The organism is Pseudoalteromonas sp. S16_S37 (assembly GCF_014694405.1).
Classification (GTDB): Bacteria; Pseudomonadota; Gammaproteobacteria; order Enterobacterales; family Alteromonadaceae; genus Pseudoalteromonas.
In genome coordinates this window covers 1-233 of record NZ_JAAUWV010000293.1, presented here as the reverse complement: position 1 = coordinate 233, position 233 = coordinate 1, and the positions used below count along the sequence as shown (strand labels likewise).

The 233-nt window shown below is 48.9% G+C and carries 1 pseudogene; it reads right to left on the bottom strand.

From position 1 onward, the window contains the following. A pseudogene (locus HC733_RS23755) lies at positions 1-233 on the bottom strand (IS5/IS1182 family transposase); the annotation flags it as partial.

Sequence of the window (233 nt, the reverse complement as noted above, 5' to 3'; positions counted from 1 at the left end):
CATCGTTCAAGCAGTTTACTGTCGGTTGGAAAACAGATGTTCTTTTCCATCACGGTGCTATCCACCACCACTTCGCGCAAACTACTTTCTTTTACCGCGCCGACTTTTAGCCCAACATCGACGGTCAGCGATAACATGAGTTCCGCACCTTGCTCGCCAATTCGCTTGCGAAAGCGAACCATCGAACTGGGGTCACACGGCATCTGATGAGTAAAAAACTGCATCCCACAAAA